General features: G+C 70.1%; 17 protein-coding genes, 3 tRNA genes and 1 pseudogene. 10 read left to right on the forward strand and 11 right to left on the reverse strand.

The annotated features are described in order from the left end of the window. The first annotated feature begins 71 nt into the window (after positions 1 to 71). Positions 72 to 1,166 (forward strand): Leu/Phe/Val dehydrogenase, encoded by a 1,095-nt coding sequence (locus EAO75_RS41395; protein ID WP_148000176.1) that lies wholly within the window; start codon positions 72 to 74, stop codon positions 1,164 to 1,166. Between the two features lie 283 nt (positions 1,167 to 1,449). Continuing rightward, positions 1,450 to 1,710 carry a DUF3073 domain-containing protein gene (locus EAO75_RS41400; protein WP_148000177.1) on the forward strand — a complete coding sequence of 87 codons (261 nt, stop codon included), beginning with the start codon at positions 1,450 to 1,452 and terminating at the stop codon, positions 1,708 to 1,710. An 88-nt stretch (positions 1,711 to 1,798) separates the two neighbouring features. Here EAO75_RS41400 and purM read toward each other — a convergent pair whose 3' ends face one another. The 9 genes from purM to purS all read right to left on the reverse strand — a co-directional run bounded on the left by purM (position 1,799) and on the right by purS (position 10,836). Then, complete coding sequence (purM, locus tag EAO75_RS41405) at positions 1,799 to 2,875, reverse strand: phosphoribosylformylglycinamidine cyclo-ligase (protein ID WP_148000178.1); 1,077 nt, start codon at positions 2,873 to 2,875, stop codon at positions 1,799 to 1,801. Between the two features lie 34 nt (positions 2,876 to 2,909). Then, on the reverse strand, positions 2,910 to 4,439 hold the full coding sequence (gene purF, locus EAO75_RS41410; RefSeq protein WP_148000179.1) for an amidophosphoribosyltransferase: 1,530 nt from the start codon (positions 4,437 to 4,439) through the stop codon (positions 2,910 to 2,912). A gap of 61 nt (positions 4,440 to 4,500) precedes the next feature. After that, the gene (locus EAO75_RS41415; protein WP_148000180.1) at positions 4,501 to 5,271 is read right to left on the reverse strand and encodes an META domain-containing protein; all 771 of its coding nucleotides are present in this window, start codon (positions 5,269 to 5,271) and stop codon (positions 4,501 to 4,503) included. 91 nt (positions 5,272 to 5,362) lie between these two features. Then, positions 5,363 to 6,160 (reverse strand): maleylpyruvate isomerase family mycothiol-dependent enzyme, encoded by a 798-nt coding sequence (locus tag EAO75_RS41420; RefSeq protein WP_148000181.1) that lies wholly within the window; start codon positions 6,158 to 6,160, stop codon positions 5,363 to 5,365. A gap of 10 nt (positions 6,161 to 6,170) precedes the next feature. Next, the gene (locus EAO75_RS41425; RefSeq protein ID WP_148000182.1) at positions 6,171 to 7,004 is read right to left on the reverse strand and encodes a M23 family metallopeptidase; all 834 of its coding nucleotides are present in this window, start codon (positions 7,002 to 7,004) and stop codon (positions 6,171 to 6,173) included. A 21-nt stretch (positions 7,005 to 7,025) separates the two neighbouring features. Beyond that, the gene (locus tag EAO75_RS41430; RefSeq protein ID WP_148000183.1) at positions 7,026 to 7,526 is read right to left on the reverse strand and encodes an ArsR/SmtB family transcription factor; all 501 of its coding nucleotides are present in this window, start codon (positions 7,524 to 7,526) and stop codon (positions 7,026 to 7,028) included. 114 nt (positions 7,527 to 7,640) lie between these two features. Continuing rightward, positions 7,641 to 9,899, reverse strand: a complete 2,259-nt coding sequence (gene purL / locus EAO75_RS41435) for a phosphoribosylformylglycinamidine synthase subunit PurL (RefSeq protein ID WP_148000184.1) — start codon at positions 9,897 to 9,899, stop codon at positions 7,641 to 7,643. Then, the gene (gene purQ / locus EAO75_RS41440; protein ID WP_148000185.1) at positions 9,896 to 10,576 is read right to left on the reverse strand and encodes a phosphoribosylformylglycinamidine synthase subunit PurQ; all 681 of its coding nucleotides are present in this window, start codon (positions 10,574 to 10,576) and stop codon (positions 9,896 to 9,898) included. Before purQ ends, purL begins: the two co-directional genes overlap by 4 nt. Continuing rightward, positions 10,573 to 10,836 carry a phosphoribosylformylglycinamidine synthase subunit PurS gene (purS, locus tag EAO75_RS41445; protein ID WP_015659417.1) on the reverse strand — a complete coding sequence of 88 codons (264 nt, stop codon included), beginning with the start codon at positions 10,834 to 10,836 and terminating at the stop codon, positions 10,573 to 10,575. The genes purQ and purS overlap by 4 nt, the downstream gene beginning before the upstream one ends. 310 nt (positions 10,837 to 11,146) lie before the next feature. On the opposite strand from purS, the gene EAO75_RS41450 reads away from it, so the two are divergent. From EAO75_RS41450 to EAO75_RS41485, 8 genes are all read left to right on the forward strand, one after another. Continuing rightward, positions 11,147 to 11,464, forward strand: coding sequence for a histone-like nucleoid-structuring protein Lsr2 (locus EAO75_RS41450; protein ID WP_148000186.1), 318 nt, complete (start codon positions 11,147 to 11,149; stop codon positions 11,462 to 11,464). 159 nt (positions 11,465 to 11,623) lie between these two features. Beyond that, positions 11,624 to 11,695, forward strand: a tRNA-Gly gene (locus tag EAO75_RS41455). Positions 11,696 to 11,775: 80 nt separating this feature from the next. Then, positions 11,776 to 11,848, forward strand: a tRNA-Gly gene (locus EAO75_RS41460). Between the two features lie 128 nt (positions 11,849 to 11,976). After that, a complete protein-coding gene (locus tag EAO75_RS41465; protein WP_148000187.1) occupies positions 11,977 to 12,936 on the forward strand; it encodes an ABC transporter ATP-binding protein in 960 nt (319 codons plus the stop codon). Next, on the forward strand, positions 12,933 to 13,709 hold the full coding sequence (locus tag EAO75_RS41470) for an ABC transporter permease (RefSeq protein ID WP_148000188.1): 777 nt from the start codon (positions 12,933 to 12,935) through the stop codon (positions 13,707 to 13,709). The genes EAO75_RS41465 and EAO75_RS41470 overlap by 4 nt, the downstream gene beginning before the upstream one ends. Positions 13,710 to 13,728: 19 nt before the next feature. After that, entirely contained in the window at positions 13,729 to 14,955 is a 1,227-nt protein-coding gene (locus tag EAO75_RS41475) for a sensor histidine kinase (protein ID WP_148000189.1), read from the forward strand. Next, positions 14,952 to 15,566, forward strand: coding sequence for a response regulator transcription factor (locus tag EAO75_RS41480; protein WP_148000190.1), 615 nt, complete (start codon positions 14,952 to 14,954; stop codon positions 15,564 to 15,566). The genes EAO75_RS41475 and EAO75_RS41480 overlap by 4 nt, the downstream gene beginning before the upstream one ends. Positions 15,567 to 15,588: 22 nt before the next feature. Then, positions 15,589 to 15,664 (forward strand) — tRNA-Gly (locus EAO75_RS41485). A gap of 42 nt (positions 15,665 to 15,706) precedes the next feature. Here EAO75_RS41485 and EAO75_RS41490 read toward each other — a convergent pair. Beyond that, the gene (locus EAO75_RS41490) at positions 15,707 to 16,606 is read right to left on the reverse strand and encodes a phosphoribosylaminoimidazolesuccinocarboxamide synthase (RefSeq protein WP_148000191.1); all 900 of its coding nucleotides are present in this window, start codon (positions 16,604 to 16,606) and stop codon (positions 15,707 to 15,709) included. Positions 16,607 to 16,710: 104 nt separating this feature from the next. Further along, a pseudogene (locus tag EAO75_RS41495) lies at positions 16,711 to 18,003 on the reverse strand (N,N-dimethylformamidase beta subunit family domain-containing protein); the annotation flags it as partial. Positions 18,004 to 18,147 lie beyond the last annotated feature (144 nt).

Raw genomic sequence — 18,147 nt, forward strand, 5'->3', positions numbered from 1 at the left:
CATGCTCAACAGCCCCCGCCACCTGTACGGGAGCTCGCTCCAACCGCCGCCAGTACTCAGGAGTCACCACAGTGACCGACGTAACACACGGCGTCCTGCACACCCTGTTCCAGTCGGACCAGGGCGGTCATGAGCAAGTCGTGCTCTGCCAGGACCGCGCCAGCGGCCTCAAGGCCGTCATCGCCATCCACTCCACCGCCCTGGGCCCCGCCCTCGGCGGTACGCGCTTCTACCCGTACGCGACCGAGGAAGAGGCCGTCGCCGACGCGCTGAACCTCGCGCGCGGCATGTCGTACAAGAACGCCATGGCCGGGCTCGACCACGGCGGCGGCAAGGCCGTGATCATCGGAGACCCCGATCTGATCAAGTCCGAGGAGCTGCTGCTGGCCTACGGCCGGTTCGTGGCCTCGCTGGGCGGCCGCTACGTCACCGCGTGCGACGTCGGTACGTACGTCGCCGACATGGACGTCGTGGCCCGCGAGTGCCGCTGGACGACCGGACGCTCCCCCGAGAACGGCGGCGCCGGTGACTCCTCGGTCCTGACCGCCTTCGGCGTCTACCAGGGCATGCGCGCCTCCGCCCAGCACCTGTGGGGCGACCCCTCGCTGCGCGCCAAGCGGATCGGCATCGCCGGCGTCGGCAAGGTCGGCCACCACCTCGTGGAGCACCTGATGGCCGAGGGCGCCGAGGTCTTCGTCACCGATGTGCGCGAGGAGGCGGTGCGCCGGATCACCGAACGGCACCGCAATGCCCTGGCCGTCAAGGACACCGACGAGCTGATCCGTGTCGACGGGCTCGACATCTACGCCCCCTGCGCACTCGGCGGGGCCCTGAACGACGACACCGTGCCGGTGCTGACCGCCAAGGTGGTGTGCGGCGCGGCCAACAACCAGCTCGCCCACCCGGGAGTGGAGAAGGACATCGCCGACCGCGGGATCCTCTACGCGCCCGACTACGTGGTGAACGCCGGCGGTGTCATCCAGGTGGCCGACGAACTGCACGGCTTCGACTTCGAGCGCTGCAAGGCGAAGGCCGCGAAGATCTACGACACCACGCTGGCCATATTCGCACGTGCGAAGGCAGATGGAATTCCGCCGGCCGCCGCTGCCGACCGGATCGCCGAGCAGCGGATGCACGAGGCCGCGGAGGCGCGCAGGACGCGCTGACGGGTTTGACCGGTACCCGTCGGCGCACACTTAGAGAGAACTCTCACGTCCGTCGGCGGGTCGGTCGCCAAGAAGTGGTTAAAATCGGGGTTGACCAGCGGGGACAGGGCGCCCCGAGGGTTCCGGCCCGAGGCACGTGCTGCGGGCGACGTACCGTATGGGCGCGGGCTCAGGTACCGTGGAAGCCCTACGGACCGGTCTCTCCGCGGAGAGCCCGTTCCAGATCATGAACGCGTGTCAAGACTCTGGGGCCGTCGAGCCCCGTCACCGAGGGGGTCGAGCCATGGGGCGCGGCCGGGCCAAGGCCAAGCAGACGAAGGTCGCCCGCCAGCTGAAGTACAACAGCGGCGGGACTGACCTGTCGCGTCTGGCCAACGAGCTGGGCGCTTCGACTTCGAACCAGCCGCCGAACGGCGAGCCGTTCGAGGACGACGAAGAAGAAGACGACCCGTACGCCCAGTACGCGGATCTGTACAACGACGACGATGAGGACGAAGAGGACGACGAGTCCGGTCCCACGTCGCAACAACGCCGCGGCGCTTGACTATCCAGCAGTGCCTGACCCGGTCCTGAGCGGTCTACCGCCGGACCGGGTTTTGCACTGCCTTTCGCGGTCTGAGCCCGCGGCGCGCTCAGTTTGAGTACGTGCCGACCAGGGCGGCGCCAGTGGTGTGCTCGCCCCTGTCCGTGATCTCGCCTGCGATCCAGGCGTCCACGCCTCGGTCGGCCAGCGTCGCCAGGGCCACGTCCGCGGACTCCTCCGGGACGATCGCCATCATGCCGACGCCCATGTTCAGCGTCTTCTCCAGCTCCAGGCGCTCGACCTGACCGGTCCTGCCGACGAGGTCGAAGACCGGGGCCGGGGTCCAGGTGGAGCGGTCGACGATCGCGTGCAGGTCGTCGGGGATCACCCGGGCCAGGTTGGCCGCGAGGCCGCCGCCGGTGATGTGGCTGAAGGCGTGCACATCGGCGGTGCGGGTGAGGGCCAGGCAGTCCAGCGAGTAGATCTTCGTGGGCTCCAGCAGCTCCTCGCCGAGGGTGCGGCCGAACTCCTCGATCTGCGCGTCCAGCGCGAGACCGGCCTGGTTGAGCAGGACGTGCCGGACCAGCGAGTACCCGTTCGAGTGAAGCCCGGACGCCGCCATGGCGATCACCGCGTCACCCGTACGGATGCGATCGGGGCCGAGCAGTCGGTCGGCCTCCACGACGCCCGTACCGGCGCCGGCGACGTCGAAGTCGTCCTCGCCGAGCAGACCCGGGTGCTCGGCCGTCTCGCCGCCGACCAGGGCGCAGCCTGCGAGCACACAGCCCTCGGCGATGCCCTTGACGATGGCGGCGACCCGCTCGGGGTGGACCTTCCCGACGCAGATGTAGTCGGTCATGAACAGCGGCTCGGCGCCGCACACCACGATGTCGTCCATGACCATCGCGACCAGGTCGTGGCCGATGGTGTCGTAGACGCCCATCTGGCGTGCGATGTCGACCTTGGTGCCGACACCGTCGGTGGCGGAGGCCAGCAGCGGGCGCTCGTAGCGCTTGAGGGCGGAGGCGTCGAAGAGGCCGGCGAAACCGCCGAGGCCGCCGAGGACCTCGGGGCGCTGGGTCTTCTTCACCCACTCCTTCATGAGCTCCACGGCGCGGTCGCCCGCTTCGATGTCGACGCCGGCAGCCGCGTAGGAAGCACCGGAAGCAGCATGAGTCTCAGACATTGCCTGGGATCTTTCGGGTTGGTTTCTACGAGGCTTACGGGCGACGGATCGCGTCGGCCGCGGCCGTGGCTGCGGGACCCGCGGCCAGCTCGGTCTCCAGGAGCTGCTTACCGAGCAGCTCGGGGTCCGGGAGCTCCATCGGGTACTCGCCGTCGAAGCAGGCGCGGCACAGGTTCGGCTTGGCGATGGTGGTCGCCTCGATCATGCCGTCGATGGAGATGTACGACAGGGAGTCGGCGCCGAGCGAGGTGCCGATCTCGTCGATGGTCATGCCGTTGGCGATGAGCTCGGCGCGCGTGGCGAAGTCGATGCCGAAGAAGCAGGGCCACTTCACGGGCGGCGAGGAGATCCGGATGTGGACCTCGGCCGCGCCGGCCTCGCGGAGCATGCGGACCAGGGCGCGCTGGGTGTTGCCGCGCACGATCGAGTCGTCGACGACGACCAGGCGCTTGCCCTTGATGACTTCCTTCAGCGGGTTCAGCTTCAGCCGGATGCCGAGCTGGCGGATCGTCTGCGAGGGCTGGATGAAGGTCCGGCCCACGTAGGCGTTCTTCACCAGACCCGCACCGAACGGGATGCCGCTGGCCTCCGCGTAGCCGATGGCGGCCGGGGTGCCGGATTCCGGGGTCGCTATGACGAGGTCGGCCTCGACCGGGGCTTCCTTCGCGAGCTTGCGGCCCATCTCCACACGGGAGAGATAGACGTTCCGGCCGGCGATGTCGGTGTCCGGGCGGGCCAGGTACACGTACTCGAAGACGCAGCCCTTGGGCTTCGCTTCCGCGAATCGGGAGGTGCGCAGGCCGTTCTCGTCGATGGCGATGAACTCGCCCGGCTCGACCTCACGGACGTAGCTGGCGCCGCAGATGTCGAGGGCCGCGGACTCGGAGGCGACGACCCAGCCACGCTCCAGGCGGCCAAGGACCAGCGGGCGGATGCCCTGCGGGTCACGGGCGGCGTAGAGGGTGTTCTCGTCCATGAAGACGAGGCTGAAGGCGCCCTTGACCTGCGGAAGGACCGTGTGAGCGGCCTCCTCGATGGTCAGCGGCTTGCCGTCCTCGTCGACCTGGGCCGCGAGCAGCGCGGTGAGCAGGTCGGTGTCGTTGGTGGCCGCGACGCGCGGGGTGCGGCCGTTCTCCTGCTTGGGCAGGTCGGCGACCATCTCGGCCAGCTGGGCCGTGTTGACCAGGTTGCCGTTGTGGCCGAGCGCGATGGACCCGTGCGCGGTGGCGCGGAACGTCGGCTGCGCGTTCTCCCACACGGAGGCGCCGGTGGTCGAGTAGCGGGCGTGGCCCACTGCGATGTGACCCTGGAGCGATCCGAGCGAGGTCTCGTCGAAGACCTGGGAGACGAGGCCCATGTCCTTGAAGACGAGGATCTGGGAGCCGTTGCTGACCGCGATTCCCGCGGATTCCTGGCCCCGATGCTGGAGGGCGTAGAGCCCGAAGTACGTGAGCTTTGCGACCTCTTCGCCCGGAGCCCAGACACCGAAGACGCCACAAGCGTCCTGGGGGCCTTTCTCGCCGGGGAGCAGATCGTGATTGAGTCGACCGTCACCACGTGGCACGGCACCGAGTGTAGGCGAGATCGACCACTGGTCCGAATTGGGGATACGCGCCTGTAAACGATCACTCTGCGGCGGCTGCGTTCACCTGCTCGCCGTTTTCGCTGGTCAGAGTGAGGTTGCGGTGATCGATGCCGTACTTCACCGTGCCGTCGAAGAGGCCGAGGAGGGCCTTCTCCGTCTTCATGAGTGAGGTGTCGCACATCATTCGCGTGGTGGACGCGGTGCCAAGGGTGATGCTGCCGTCGCGGATCGTTGCCGTGGCCTTCACCTTGTTGCAGCCGAGGCTTCCGCTGACCTCTCCGGTCTTCTCGTCGAAGGTGAGGTGGGCCTTGCCGTCGGCGTCGGGGCTGGTGACGGTCCACTTCGTGCCCTTGAGCGGGGCGGCTTCCTGCTTGCTGAGGGCCACCCGGTCGCCGTTCCCCGTGGTGAGGATCAGCTTGTCGCCGTCGACCTCGGTGGTGAGGTCGCCGTCGGCGAGGGTGCGGGCGAGGGTCTGCTCGAAGTCCGCCGGGACGCCCTCGCAGGCCATCTCGGTCGACTGCATCCCGTCGAAGGTGACGTGGCTGTCGGCGAAGGCCGCGTCGGCGCCGAAGTGGTTGCAGCCGAGGTTGCCCTTGACCTTGCCGCCGTCGGCAATGCGCAGGTAGGCGCCGACCGGGGCGGCGCTCTTCTTCCCGTCGACGGTGACGTCGTCGACGGCCCAGTGGACGCCGGTGACGGAGGCCGCCGCCCCGGCACCGACCGTGTCACTGCCCGCGTCCTCGCTGCCGCAGGCGACGGCGAGCGGGAGGAGGGTCAGCGCGGCGAGTGCGGTCAGTCGCTTGGTGTCCATGCCGAGTGTGTCCATGCCGGTGGGACGGGAGGGACGCGGGACCGGTTCCGCTCGATTCCGGTTCTCGGCCACGGTCCGCGGTCGTCGCCTGTCACCCCATGAGCGGCAGCAGCCCGCCCAGGTCCGCCCGCTCCCCGCTCGCGCTCACCTTGGCCTCCGCGAGGGCGTCCGCCCAGGCCAGCCGCCCGGTCGCGAGCCGGATCCAGGTCAGCGGGTCGGTCTCGACGACGTTGGGCGGGGTGCCCCGGGTGTGCCTCGGCCCCTCGACGCACTGCACGACCGCGTACGGCGGGATCCGCACCTCGGTCGAACCGCCGGGCGCCTTCGCGGCGAGCGCGTCGGCGAGGAGCCGGGTGCAGGCGGCGAGGGCCTGGCGGTCGTAGGGGATGTCGAGGGCGGGGACGGCGTCGTTGAGGTCGTCGGTGTGGACGACGAGTTCGACGGTGCGGGTGACCAGGTGGTCGGCGAGGGTCATGGCGCCGGTCCGCGTGGCGAGGAGGCGGTCGCCGGGTGCGTCCGCCAGGTTCCGCGCGAGCCGTTCCTCGGTGCCGGCGTACAGGGCGTCGACGTCGGGGTTGGCCGCGGCGAGGTCCCGGGTGCCGTCGGCGATGTCGCGGGCGCGGGCGGCGGTGGCGAAGGGCCACTGAAGGAGGGTGAGCTCCGCCTTCGCCGGCTCGTCGCGGTCGAGGTTGCGGCCGACGGTCGCCACGGCCATGGTCACGTGCGCGGCCAGGTCCCGGACGGTCCAGCCCGCCAGGCGGGTGGGAAGGGCGAGCTGCTCGTCGGTGAGGGTGCCCACGGCCTGCCGCACATGCCCGAACTGGGCGAGCACCGCGGTACGGATTCTGGCGGGGTCGTAGGTGCGGGCGCGCTTCTTGGCCGGGGACATGAGCGGCAGCCTATGCGGGCTGGGAGGCGGTCGTGGGCGACTCGAAGACCTCCTGGTTGCGGGGCACCCCGATTCCCCGCCAGGTGAAGGGGATGCCGCGGGCGGTGTCCGGGTCGGGGCCGTCCATCAGCTGGAAGTGCACATGCGGCTCCGACGAGTTGCCGGAGTTGCCACATCGGCCGAGCTCCTGGCCGGCGCGCACCCGGTCACCCTCGCGGACGGTGAGCGAGCCCCGGCGCACGTGGGCGTAGAGGGCGTGGGTGCCGTCGCCGAGGTCGAGGATCACGTGGTTGCCGACGATTCGCCGGACGCCGCCGATCTCGCGCACCGCCCCCTCGAAGAGCATCAGATACAGCAGCCCGGGCAGCGAGGTACGGCTCAGATGGTCGCGCTGCCGGTCGTCGGCCCGTACGACCGTGCCGTCGGCCACCGCGAGCAGCGGGGCGCCGAAGGCCGGGAAGTCGGCGTTCCTGCGGGCGAGCGGCCACACCGCGCGGAACCCGGGGCGGGCGCCCGGCTCGGGCTCGGCGACGATGTCGATGGCGTAGGTCTGGCCGTAGGCGTGCGTGCCATGGCTCGGGGTGCGGTCGGCCGGGCTGTTGAGCGCCGACCAGCGGCCGGTGACGGGCGGGGCGACCTCGATCGGCTCGCGCTCCTTCAGCGGGCCGTCGGGTGTGCGGCCCGACCGGTTGACGACGGCGACCAGGGTGTACGCCAGGACCAGCGGCAGGAAGTTCCACCAGTGCGGATACCCGAGGTCGAGCCAGGCGTCGGCGATGATCACGGCGAAGAAGGCCACCAGCAGGAGCCGGAAGGCGATCATGGCGAGCTTGCGTGCGGACACTGTTCCCCCTGTTTCGATGACTTACGGCCGGGCCGCCGACAGCGCCACCAGCAGCGGGACGACCCGCCCCGGCGGCACCTCGTAGCGGCCTCGGCCGGTGGTGTGCAGCCACCCCACGGCGGTGAGTTGGCGCAGGTGGTGGTAGATCTGGCCGGTCGTGCCGATCTCCTCCAGCTCGGCGAGCTCGGCCGCGGTGCGCCGGCCGCCGATGACCTCGCGCAGCAGCCGCAGCCGGACCGGGTGCCCGAGCGCCGCGAACGACTCGGCGGGCTCGGCCCAGTCCCCGTCCAGCAGGCCCTCGGTCAGCGCGCCGTGCTGCCACTCGTACTGCTCCCCGGTCGGCAGCCGTACGGCCCCGGTGAACAGGACGCCTCCGTCGGCCGCCCCCAGCTCGGTCAGCTGGTCCTTGAACCCCTGCAGGGCCCAGAAGTCGCCGTCGCCGAGGCGGGGGGCGGTGTGCTGCGCGCTCTCCAGCGCGGCGAGCCGTCGCTCCAGGTCGGCGACGCGTTGTTCGAGATCCACCCTTCGATATTACGGAACTACGTAATTACGTGCAAGCGACACGGGCGCAGACGCCAAAGCCCCCGCCCGGCGGACCGGGCGGGGGCTTGAGGGTCGTACGAGTCGTACCGCCGGCTACGCCAGCAGCGCCGGAATCGTCGCCTCGTGGGTCTCGCGCAGCTCCTCCAGGGAGAGCGCGAACTCGCCCTGAAGCTCCACGGCGTCACCGTCGACGACACCGATGCGGGTGACGGGCAGCCCCCGCGCCCCGCACATGTCGTTGAAGCGGAGCTCCTCGGAGCGCGGCACGGCGACGACCGCGCGGCCCGCCGACTCGGAGAAGAGGAAGGTGAACGCGTCCAGGCCGTCGGGTACGACGAGTCGCGCGCCCTTCTCACCCAGCAGCGCCGACTCGACGACCGCCTGGATCAGACCGCCGTCGGACAGGTCGTGCGCGGAGTCGATCATGCCGTCGCGGGAGGCGGAGATCAGGATCTCGGCGAGCAGGCGCTCACGCTCCAGGTCGACCTTCGGGGGAAGGCCGCCGAGGTGGTCGTGCACCACCTGCGACCAGGCCGAGCCGCTGAACTCCTCACGCGTGTCACCGAGGAGGTACAGCAGCTGGCCCTCCTCCTGGAAGGCGACCGGCGTGCGGCGGGCCACGTCGTCGATGACGCCGAGGACCGCGACCACCGGGGTCGGGTGGATGGCCGCCTCGCCCGTCTGGTTGTAGAGGGAGACATTGCCGCCGGTCACCGGGGTGCCCAACTGCAGGCAGGCATCGGCGAGTCCACGCACCGCCTCCGCGAACTGCCACATGACGGCCGGGTCCTCGGGCGAGCCGAAGTTCAGGCAGTCGGAGACGGCGAGCGGCTTGGCACCCGTCGTCGCCACATTGCGGTAGGCCTCGGCGAGGGCCAGCTGGGCGCCCGTGTACGGGTCCAGCTTGGCGTACCGGCCGTTGCCGTCCGTCGCGATGGCGACGCCGAGGCCGGTCTCCTCGTCGATGCGGATCATGCCCGAGTCCTCGGGCTGGGCGAGGACGGTGTTGCCCTGCACGAAGTGGTCGTACTGCGAGGTGATCCACTTCTTGCTCGCCTGGTTCGGGGAGCCGACCAGCTTCACGACCTGGTCCTTCAGCTCAGCCGAAGTCGTGGGCCGCGGCAGCTTGTTCGCGTCGTCGGCCTGGAGCTCGTCCTGCCAGGAGGGGCGGGCGTACGGGCGCTCGTAGACCGGGCCCTCGTGCGCCACGGTCCGCGGGTCGACGTCGACGATCTTGCCGCCGTGCCAGTAGATCTCCAGGCGGTCGCCGTCGGTCACCTCACCGATGACGGTGGCGATGACGTCCCACTTCTCGCAGATCTCCAGGAACCGGTCGACCTTCGCCGGCTCGACGACCGCGCACATGCGTTCCTGCGACTCGCTCATGAGGATTTCCTCGGGCGAGAGCGTCGAGTCACGCAGGGGTACGTCGTCCAGGGTCACGCGCATGCCGCCGGAGCCGTTCGAGGCGAGCTCGGACGTGGCGCAGGACAGACCGGCCGCGCCCAGGTCCTGGATGCCGACGACGAGCTTCTCCCGGAAGGCCTCCAGGGTGCACTCGATGAGGAGCTTCTCCTGGAAGGGGTCGCCGACCTGGACGGCCGGGCGCTTCGACGGCTTGGCGTCGTCGAAGGTCTCGGACGCGAGGATCGAGGCGCCGCCGATGCCGTCGCCGCCGGTCCGGGCCCCGTACAGGATGACCTTGTTGCCCGCGCCGGACGCCTTCGCGAGGTGGATGTCCTCGTGCCGCATGACGCCGATGGCACCGGCGTTCACCAGCGGGTTGCCCTGGTAGCAGGAGTCGAAGACGACCTCGCCGCCGATGTTCGGCAGGCCGAGGCAGTTGCCGTACCCGCCGATGCCGGCGACGACGCCGGGGAGGACGCGCTTGGTGTCCGGGTGGTCCGCGGCACCGAAACGCAGCGGGTCGACGACCGCGACGGGCCGCGCCCCCATGGCGATGATGTCGCGGACGATGCCGCCGACACCCGTGGCCGCACCCTGATAGGGCTCCACGTACGACGGGTGGTTGTGCGACTCGACCTTGAAGGTCACGGCGTAGCCCTGGCCGACGTCCACGACACCGGCGTTCTCGCCGATGCCCACGAGCAGCGCATCGGACTGGGGGGCCTTCTCGCCGAACTGGCGCAGGTGCACCTTCGACGACTTGTACGAGCAGTGCTCGGACCACATCACGGAGTACATGGCGAGCTCGGCGCCGGTGGGCCGGCGGCCGAGGATCTCCACGACCTTCTCGTACTCGTCCTTCTTCAGACCGAGTTCGGCCCAGGGCAGCTCGACGTCGGGGGTCGCGGCCGCGTGCTCGACCGTGTCCAGAGGCGTCCGGCTCATGCGTTGACCAGCTTCTTGAGGATCGAGGTGAAGAAGGGGAGACCGTCGGTGCGGCCGGTGCCGATGAGCGGCTCGACGGCGTGCTCCGGGTGCGGCATCAGGCCCACGACGTTCCCGGCCTCGTTGGTGATGCCGGCGATGTCGTTGAGCGAGCCGTTCGGGTTGAAGTCGAGGTAGCGGAAGGCGACGCGGCCCTCGGCCTCCAGCTTGTCCAGCGTGTACTGGTCGGCGACGTAGCGGCCGTCCATGTTCTTGAGCGGGATGTGGATCTCCTGCCCGCTCTCGTAGTCGCTGGTCCAGGCGGTCTGCGCGTTCTCCACCCGCAGCTTCTGGTCGCGGCAGATGAAGTGCAGGTGGTCGTTGCCGAGCATCCCGCCGGGCAGCAGGTGCGCCTCGGTGAGGACCTGGAAGCCATTGCAGATACCGAGGACCGGAAGGCCGGCCTTCGCCTGCTCGATGACCGTGTCCATCACCGGCGAGAAGCGGGAGATGGCGCCGGCCCGCAGATAGTCGCCGTAGGAGAAACCGCCGGGCAGCACCACGGCATCGACCTGCTTGAGGTCCTTGTCCTTGTGCCAGAGGGCGACCGGTTCGGCACCCGCGAGGCGGATCGCACGCTGGGTGTCCCTGTCGTCGAGACTCCCCGGGAAAGTGACGACGCCAATACGAGCGGTCACTTCGCGGCCTCCGCGACTTCCTCCACCTTGACGGTGAAGTCCTCGATCACGGTGTTGGCGAGGAAGGATTCCGCAAGATCGTGGATGCGGGCGAGCGCGGCCTCGTCGACCGGCCCGTCAACTTCCAGTTCGAAACGCTTTCCCTGACGTACGTCGGAGATACCTTCGAATCCCAGCCGCGGCAGTGCGCGCTGCACCGCCTGGCCCTGGGGGTCGAGGATCTCCGGCTTGAGCATGACGTCGACTACGACGCGTGCCACTGGCACTCCCGGTGTGTGGTGCTGAGCAGGTTCCTTCAGACTACCCGCACAAAATTTCTACGCGGGTAGAGTTGTAGGAAGCTACGTGACAGCCATCACGATGAGGTACTGGAGGGGTGCGTTCACGAAAAGTTACGGGAAAGATCCCCGATCAGCCGCAGATAGGTATTGCGCTCGGACACGCGGACAGATTTAGTCGGGCTTCACATTGCATTGCCGGGCACTGTACAAATGAATTGGCAAATAGCCGAGACTCGGTACGTCATCCCAGCTGAGGTGTATGACATGCCGGACGAAGGGACCGATATTCGTGGCGCAGAAGGTCGTGGTCACTCTCTTTGACGACATCGACGGCTCGGAAGCGGCGGAAACGATCGCCTTCGGACTCGACGGCAAGTCGTACGAGATCGACCTGAATGAAGCCAATGCCAAGAAACTGCGTAAGGCGCTCGCGCCCTACGTGGACGCCGGCCGCAAGCGGTCGAAGTCAGGCAAGGCGTACAAGCAGACCGAGGTCGCCCCGGACCCGGCGGCCGTCCGGGCCTGGGCCCAGGCCAACAAGATGGAGGTGCCGGCCCGCGGCCGCATCCCCAAGAAGGTCTACGAGGCATTCGCCTCGGCGCAGTGAGGTGCCCCGCGAGGAGCGCGTCCTCAGGGTCCGTCAGCGGGCCTTGAGGACCGCGGACTTGGGCCGGTGCGACAACCGACTTGCGCTACCCCCCTGCTGATCAGCTAATGTCTGGAGCACGCCGCCGGGCGGGGCAGAAAAGCCCAGCTCGCCGAGCATGCGGGTGTAGTTCAGTAGCAGAACATCCCCCTTCCAGGGGGAAGGCGCAGTGTGCAATTCCTGTCACCCGCTCTGCACCGCCGGTCCGACCACAGATGTGGATCAGGTAGGCTGGTGCTCGCACCGATCGGTGAGAGCCGGTCGGGGGCAATGCGGACGTAGCTCAGTTGGTAGAGCGCAACCTTGCCAAGGTTGAGGTCGCGAGTTCGAGCCTCGTCGTCCGCTCTTGATAGAGACCCCGGTCCAATGGACCGGGGTCTTTCTTGTGCCATGCCTGTCCGCCTGACATTTGTCATGCCGAGTGATGACAGCGCGCACTGCTCCCGGGCTCCGGCCGCGGGGACGCTGAGTGCATGAACTTCAACGAACACGAACACGTGATTGAGGTCACTGACCTGCGGCGTGTGTACGGGGGCGGGTTCGAGGCGGTGCGCGGCATCACCTTCTCCGTGGACCGCGGCGAGGTCTTCGCACTGCTCGGCACCAACGGCGCGGGCAAGACATCGACCGTCGAACTGCTGGAGGGGCTCGCCGAGCCCGCCGGAGGACGGGTACGGGTGCTCGGGCACGATCCCCACGCCGAGCGGGGCGTCGTACGGCCGCGGACCGGGGTCATGCTGCAGGAGGGCGGCTTCCCGTCCGAGCTGACCGTCGGCGAGACCGCCCGGATGTGGGCCGGGTGCGTGAGCGGGGCGCGGCCCGAGGGCGAGGTGCTGGACCGGGTCGGGCTGGGCGGGAAGACCGGCGTACGGGTGAAGCAGCTGTCCGGGGGTGAGCGGCGGCGGCTGGACCTGGCGCTCGCGCTGCTCGGGGATCCCGAGGTGCTGTTCCTGGACGAGCCCACGACCGGGCTCGACGCCGAAGGGCGCCGGGACACCTGGGAGTTGGTGCGGGAACTGCGTGACGCCGGTACGACCGTGCTGCTGACCACGCACTATCTGGAGGAGGCCGAGGGTCTCGCCGACCGGCTCGCGATCCTGCACCAGGGGCGGATCGCGGCCGCCGGGACGCCGGCCGAGGTGACCGCGGCCCAGCCGTCGCGGATCGTCTTCGAGCTGCCCGAGGGTTACTTCCTGGGGGACCTGCCGCCGCTCGGTGAGCTGGGCGTGAGCGGGCACGAGGTCGACGGGCGGGTCGTACGGCTGCGCACCCATCAGCTCCAGCGGGCGGCGACCCGGCTGCTGGTGTGGGCCGAGGGGGCCGGGGTGGAGCTGCGGCGGCTGGACGTGCGGGCGGCGTCGCTGGAGGAGGCGTTCCTGGGGATCGCGCGGGAGGCGGCCGGCGCCGCCGAGAAGAAGGAGTACGCGGCATGAGTACGGCGATGACCACCCCGGTGGGACGCATGACGGCGTTGGCCCGCGCGGAGGTGACGCTGCTCGGACGCAGCAGAGGCACGCTGTTCGCGGCGCTGTTCGTGCCGCTGCTGCTGCCCTTCAGCGTGCGGGAGGCGGCGAAGGGGATGGACCTGGCGGAGGCCGGCCTTTCCCTCGGCACCGTCGTCCTGCCCGCCTCGATCGGCTTCTCACTGCTCTACGCGGTGTACGCGACGCTCGTCTCCGTCTACACCGCCCGGCGTGAGGAACTCGTCCTCAAACGGCTGCGCACGGGCGAGCTGAAGGACGCGGAGATCCTGGCCGGGGCGGCGCTGCCGGCCGTGGCCACGGGGATCGCACAGAGCCTGGTGCTGACGGTCGGCTGCGCCGTCCTGCTCGACGTGGGCGCGCCGAGCGCTCCCCATCTCGCCGTGCTGGGCCTGCTGTTGGGCCTCGTCCTGTGCGCGTCGCTGGGCGCCGTGACCGCGTCGTTCACCCGCAGCGTCGAGAGTGCGCAGGTCACGACACTGCCCGTGGTGTTCCTCTCCATGATCTTCTCCGGGATGTTCATCCCCCTGGAGATGCTGCCGGACCGGGTGGCGTCGGTGTGCGAGCTCCTGCCGCTGACCCCGGCGATCACCCTGCTGCGGGGTGGCTGGACCGGCGACCTGTCGGCGTCCGAGGCGCTGGGCGCCGTACTCGTCGCGCTGGTCTGGACGGTCCTGGGCGTGTTTGCTGTACGGCGGTGGTTCCGCTGGGAACCACGGCGTTGATCCAGGGGGAGAGCGGCGGATGCGCGGGCCGGGAACGTGGTGGCGGGGGAAGAGCACCCCGGCGAAGGTGGAGACGTACACGAGGGGGTCCTTCCACTTCTTCGCGGTGATCGAGGTCGCCGGGGCGGGGCTGCCGGTCGCCGGTCAGATCGGGGGTGGGCCTGGTGCCTGGCTGATCCTCCTGGTGTGCGCGCACGCGGCGACCTGCTTGCTGACCGTGTCACGGGCGGTGGACTGGGTGCGCGGTCGGCGGGAGCAGCCCGTACGCCTGATGTGGACGCTCGCCACGGCCACCGCCGCGGTCGCCGTCACGGCTCTCGCCATCGCCGAGTACGGCCCGAAGGGCGGCGACGTCGACTCGGCGGCGGGCAGCGTCTTCGGAGTCACCATGATCTTCGGGGCGGGCATCATCGCGCTCGGCGTGAAGGCGCGCAGGCATGTGTACGCCGTCGTCTCGGGCTTCGCGGCGGGTGCCGGGGTCATCGTGCTCGTGATGACCCGGTCACCGCTCGGCGCGCTGGTCACCGCGTTGGTCGTGCTGCTCGGCGGCGGCTTCCTCGCCTTCACCGCCGTCTTCTCCGTCTGGCTGCTCCGGTCCGTCTTCGAGCTCGACGAGGCCCGCGAGACCCGCGCCCGGCTCGCCGTCGCCGAGGAGCGGCTGCGGTTCGGGCGGGATCTGCACGACGTCATGGGGCGCAACCTCGCGGTCATCGCCCTGAAGAGCGAACTGGCCGTGCAGTTGGCGCGGCGCGGGCGGCCCGAGGCGGTGGAGCAGATGATCGAGGTGCAGCGGATCGCGCAGGAGTCTCAGCGCGAGGTGCGGGACGTCGTACGCGGGTACCGGGAGGCCGACCTGGAGGTCGAACTCGTGGGTGCGCAAGGGGTGTTGACTGCGGCGGGGATCGCGTGCGAGGTCACCGGGGAGGCGGCCGGACTGCCCGTCGAGGTGCAGTCGGCGCTGGCCTGGGTGGTGCGCGAGGCGACCACGAATGTGCTGCGGCACGGGAACGCCGAGCGGTGTGCGGTGGGAGTGCGGGTGAGCGAGGGACGTGTGGTGCTGACGGTGGAGAACGACGGGGCTGCCGGAGCCTCCGACGGGGGTGGGGGCTCCGGCCTCGCCGGGCTGCGCGAGCGGCTGGCCGCGGTGGACGGCACCTTGGAGGCCGGTCGTGTGGACGAGGAGGTGTTCCGGCTGGTGGCGGAGGTGCCGTTGACGGGGGCGGGTGTGCGGGAGGTCACCGTATGAGCGGGTCGGTGCGGCTGCTGCTGGCCGACGACGAGCATCTGATCCGGGGGGCGCTGGCCACGCTGCTCTCCCTGGAGGACGACCTCGTGATCGTCGCCGAGGCGGCCAGCGGGCCCGAGGCGCTGGCGATGGCCCGGGCGCACGAACCGGACGTGGCCGTCCTCGATCTTCAGATGCCGGGGGCCGACGGTGTGAGGGTCGCCACATCCCTGCGCGCCGAACTTCCCGGCTGCCAGGTGCTGATCGTGACCAGTCACGGTCGGCCCGGGCATCTGAAGCGGGCCCTTGCGGCGGGTGTGCGCGGGTTCGTCCCGAAGACCGTCAGCGCGCAGCGGCTCGCGGAGATCATCCGTACCGTGCACGCCGGTAACCGTTACGTCGACCCGGAGTTGGCCGCCGACGCCATCGCCGCCGGGGACTCGCCGCTGACCGCGCGGGAGGCGGAGGTGCTGGAACTCGCCGCCGACGGGGCGCCCGTCGCGGAGATCGCGGAGCGGGCCGCGCTGTCCCAGGGGACCGTGCGGAACTATCTGTCGTCCGCCGCGTCGAAGCTCGGCGCGGAGAACCGTCACGCGGCGGTGCGTCTCGCGCGGGAGAGAGGTTGGGTATAGTGGGTCTCGCGCCACGGCGCATGCGAACGTAGCTCAGTTGGTAGAGCGCAACCTTGCCAAGGTTGAGGTCGCGAGTTCGAACCTCGTCGTTCGCTCCAGTTCAAAGGCCCCGGTCATCGACCGGGGCCTTTGTCATGGGGTCAGCTCCAGCTCGTGCCCGTCAGGCGCTCGTACGCCTCCACGTACTTCGCACGGGTCGCGTCCACGACCTCCTGCGGCAGCGGCGGCGGGGGCTGCTCGCTCTTGCGGTCCCAGCCGGACGCCGGCGAGGTCAGCCAGTCACGGACGAACTGCTTGTCGTACGACGGCTGCGCGCGGCCCGGCTGCCACTGGTCGGCCGGCCAGAAGCGGGAGGAGTCCGGCGTGAGCACCTCGTCGGCGAGGACCAGCGTCTCCCCCTCGAAGCCGAACTCGAACTTGGTGTCGGCGAGGATGATGCCGCGCTCGCGGGCGATGTCCCGGCCCCGGGAGTAGACGGAGAGGGTCGCCTGGCGCAGCCGGGCGGCGGTGTCGGCGCCGACCTGGCGGGCGACCTCCTCGTAGGAGACGTTCTCGTCGTGCTCGCCGACCGCGGCCTTGGTGGCCGGGGTGAAGATCGGGGCGGGCAGTTCGCTGCCGTCGACCAGACCCTCGGGCAGCGCGAGGCCGCAGACGGTGCGGGAGGCGTTGTACTCGACGAGGCCCGAGCCGGTGAGGTAACCGCGGGCCACGGCCTCCACCGGGACCATCTGCAGCGACTTGCACACCAGGGTGCGGCCCGCCCAGTCGGCGGGGGCGCCGGCCGGTACGTCGGTGCTCAGCACATGGTTGGGCACCAGGTCGGCGAGCTGGTCGAACCACCACAGCGAGAGCTGGGTGAGGACGCGGCCCTTGTCGGGGATCTCGGTCGGCAGCACCCAGTCATAGGCGGACATACGGTCACTGGCGACCATCACGAGGTCGCCGGCCTCGTTCTGGTACAGATCCCGCACCTTGCCGGTGTGCAGGTGCACCAGGCCCGGAACCTCGATCGGCTCGGGCTTTTCTACGAATCCGGACACGGTTCCTCCCCGTGGTTCTGTCCAACGGGTCGATTGTCCCGTACGAGGCTCTGACCTTGGACTGGGGGTGCGTTGGGTGAGCGACTGGGGTGTTCTGGGTGAGCTCAGTCACGCTTGCAGATGCGGTCCAGGAGGTTCGCCGTGGCGCGCTGGACTCGGGCGTCGACATGGCCCGGGCGGTCCAGCGCCGGGGACCAGGCGAAGGTGCCGGACGCGAAGACCAGGGCGCCGGAGGGGGCGCGGTACAGGGACGTCTCCTGGTGACGTACGGCGCCCTCGCGGTCCGCGTACGGGGAGTGCGCGAGCAGGATGCGCTCCTCGTGCTCGGGCAGCGGGGCGCGCGGGAAGTAGCGGTCGGCCTCGCCCGCGACCATGCCCCCGATCCCGTCCCCCTCGTGGGCGCCGGTCGCCTCCCAGAGCCAGTGGTCGGCGTTGCGGACGATCAGTGGGTGCGGCTCGGGGACCTGGCCCGCGTACTGGATGCCGATCACCTCCTGTTCGGGGCGGTCGATCTCGCGCCACAGCACCGGGCGGCCGGGGCCCTTGCGCTTGCGACAGGTGAGCAGGCGGTCCGGGACGCCGGACGGGGAGGGGGCCAACTCGACCTGCCAGTACATGGAGTTGGCGGAGAGGAAGACGAGGGAGGTGCCGTTCTCGCGGGCGAGCTCCACCGTGCGGCGCATGTTCGTCGACCAGTACTCGTCGTGGCCGGGGAAGACCAGGCCGCGGTAGCGGGTGGGGTCGACGTGGCCCGCGTGCAGGTCGCGGGCGTCGGCGTAGGCGATGTCGTAGCCGTAGCGCTCGGCCCAGCGGATGAAGTCGTAGGCGTGGCCCACGTGCAGGGGCAGGCCCGCGCCCGCGTACGGGCGGTCGAAGGAGACGGTCGTGGCGGCGTCGGCCTCGCCGAGCAGCCGGCCGTCCTCGTCCCAGGCGTGATAGAGGCTCGCGCCGGTGTGGCCGTCCTCGGGGTAGAGGTTGTAGGCCTGCCAGGTGACGTCGGGGAGGAGCAGGAGCAGGTCCGCGGGGTGGTTGTCGCGGACGGTGAAGGGGATGTGGGAGCGGTAGCCGTCGACGGTGGTCAGGACGGCGACATACGCGCCGATGCTCCAGTACGAGGGGATCTGCAGACGCCAGGACAGCCACCAGTGGTGGCAGGAGACCGTGCGGTCGGCGGTGAGCGGCGCGGGCTGGACGATGCCGGAGAGGCGGGGGCTGGTGGTGATCTTGGCCGCGCCGTCGCCGCCGTAGTGGCCGATGCGGTAGATGTCGACGGCGAACTCCTGGGGCGGGTCGACCGTGATGTGGAAGTCGACTGCCTCGCCGGGGGCGACCGCGCCGGTGGAGATGAAGCCCTTGATCTGACGGCGGACGTCGTCTGCGGAGCGCGGTCCGGCGCTTCGGGGCGCGGGGACCCTGGGGGTGTCCGACGCGCATCGGCCACTACGGCGGCGACGGCGCGGCCAAGATCACCACCAGCCCCCGCCGGCGCGGCCAAGATCACCACCAGCCCCCGCCTCTCCGGCATCGTCCAGCCCGCGCCG

It is taken from the genome of Streptomyces sp. UW30, from assembly GCF_008042075.1.
Classification (GTDB): domain Bacteria; phylum Actinomycetota; class Actinomycetes; order Streptomycetales; family Streptomycetaceae; genus Streptomyces.

What these genes read in the sequence shown, in the direction of transcription:
- purL (WP_148000184.1), bottom strand. Translation starts at nt 9,899, where the DNA reads ATGAGCCGGACGCCTCTGGACACGGTCGAGCACGCGGCCGCGACCCCC.
- EAO75_RS41480 (WP_148000190.1), top strand. Translation starts at nt 14,952, where the DNA reads ATGAGCGGGTCGGTGCGGCTGCTGCTGGCCGACGACGAGCATCTGATC.
- EAO75_RS41415 (WP_148000180.1), bottom strand. Translation starts at nt 5,271, where the DNA reads ATGGACACCAAGCGACTGACCGCACTCGCCGCGCTGACCCTCCTCCCG.
- EAO75_RS41470 (WP_148000188.1), top strand. Translation starts at nt 12,933, where the DNA reads ATGAGTACGGCGATGACCACCCCGGTGGGACGCATGACGGCGTTGGCC.
- EAO75_RS41475 (WP_148000189.1), top strand. Translation starts at nt 13,729, where the DNA reads ATGCGCGGGCCGGGAACGTGGTGGCGGGGGAAGAGCACCCCGGCGAAG.
- EAO75_RS41400 (WP_148000177.1), top strand. Translation starts at nt 1,450, where the DNA reads ATGGGGCGCGGCCGGGCCAAGGCCAAGCAGACGAAGGTCGCCCGCCAG.
- EAO75_RS41465 (WP_148000187.1), top strand. Translation starts at nt 11,977, where the DNA reads ATGAACTTCAACGAACACGAACACGTGATTGAGGTCACTGACCTGCGG.
- EAO75_RS41420 (WP_148000181.1), bottom strand. Translation starts at nt 6,160, where the DNA reads ATGTCCCCGGCCAAGAAGCGCGCCCGCACCTACGACCCCGCCAGAATC.
- purM (WP_148000178.1), bottom strand. Translation starts at nt 2,875, where the DNA reads ATGTCTGAGACTCATGCTGCTTCCGGTGCTTCCTACGCGGCTGCCGGC.